Annotated in this window: 1 protein-coding gene; it reads right to left on the minus strand. The window is 69.7% G+C overall.

The window, feature by feature from the left end; all coding sequences use genetic code 11:
- Window positions 1-119 precede the first annotated feature (119 nt).
- Window positions 120-1,331 carry an IS701 family transposase gene (locus ACH4SL_RS36980; protein WP_398454667.1) on the minus strand — a complete coding sequence of 404 codons (1,212 nt, stop codon included), beginning with the start codon at window positions 1,329-1,331 and terminating at the stop codon, window positions 120-122.
- Window position 1,332: the final 1 nt, after the last annotated feature.

Genomic DNA, 1,332 nt, shown 5'->3' on the forward strand with positions numbered 1-1,332 from the left:
AGTAGTGCTTCGTTAGGTTCTGGGTCTGCTTCTGGTGGTGAGTGGTCGGCCGCAGGTGGTGCAGGTGCCGGTCCAGCACTTCAGCAGGTTCTGGAGTGTGTCCAGGACCTGGTAGAGGGTCAGGCCGGCGTTGGGGCTTTTGGGTCGAGCCGCCGCAGGGTGAGGAAGGCCTGGGCGGCGGTAACGAGGGTGACGTGGTGGTGCCAGCCGCGCCAGGTGCGGCCTTCGAAGTGGTCCAGGCCCAGGCCGTGCTTGAGTTCGCGGTAGTCGTGCTCGATCCGCCAGCGCATCTTCGCCCACCGGACCAGATCGGCCACCGGGGTGCTGACGGGCAGGTCGGACATCCAGAAGTCCGTGGGCGCCGGCTGGTCTTGCGGCCACTCGACCGGCAGCGTCTCCATGGGCAGGACCCCGTCCCAGCAGTTGCGCCCACCACCGGCCTCCTGGGCGGCCTTGGCGGCTTCCTTGCCGGCTGGACGTATCGCGAGGACCCGGAAGTGGGAGGTCATCGGGCCTTTGCTGCCCTCCCGCCAGGTCACCGGCGTGAAGGCGGCCCGGCCCCGGTCGGTCGCCAGTTCTGCCACCGGCACCGCCGCTGTGCGGTAGCGGGGCAAGGTGGGCGGCCCGAGCCCGCCGTAGCCAGGCCGGTGCGGCACCGCATCCACTCGCTGGGCGACCTCCCGGCCGGTGACCGCGACCACATAGCCCAGCCCCCGCTCGTGCAGGGCGAGCCGGAACGGTGTGCTCTGCCCGTAGCCGGCATCGGCCACCACCACCGGCACCGCCAAGTCCCAGCCGGCGAGTTCGTCGATGATGTCCAGGGCCAACCGCCACTTCTCCCGGTGCTCCACCGGCTCCGGGATCCCGGCGCGCGCACAACGCGCAGGGTCTTCGGCCCACTCCCGCGGCAGATACAACCGCCACTGCAACGGACACGAGGCCGTGTCGGTCGCCGCATGGACACTGACCGCGACCTGGCAGTTCGCCCGTTTCCCCAGCGCACCGCAGTACTGCCGGGCCACCCCCGGCGAAGCAGTGCCGCACTTGGGGAACGACACATCGTCGACCACCCACACCTGCGGTACCACAGCCTCGGTCAGCCGCTGTGCGATCCGCCGCCGCACCGGCGTCTCGTCCCACGTCGACTGGCTGACGAACTGCTGCAGCGCCTGCATGTTCCCATCAGGCAACCGCTCCGCCATCGGCTGGATCGACTTGCGCCGCCCGTCCAGCATCAGCCCACGCATGTAGCACTCGCCCCACCGCCGCTGATCACGCCGCGACACCGAGCCGAACACATCACCCACAAACTCCGCTAACTCACCACGCAGA

Source organism: Streptomyces sp. NPDC021020 (assembly GCF_044333285.1).
In the GTDB taxonomy this organism is placed as follows: Bacteria; Actinomycetota; Actinomycetes; order Streptomycetales; family Streptomycetaceae; genus Actinacidiphila.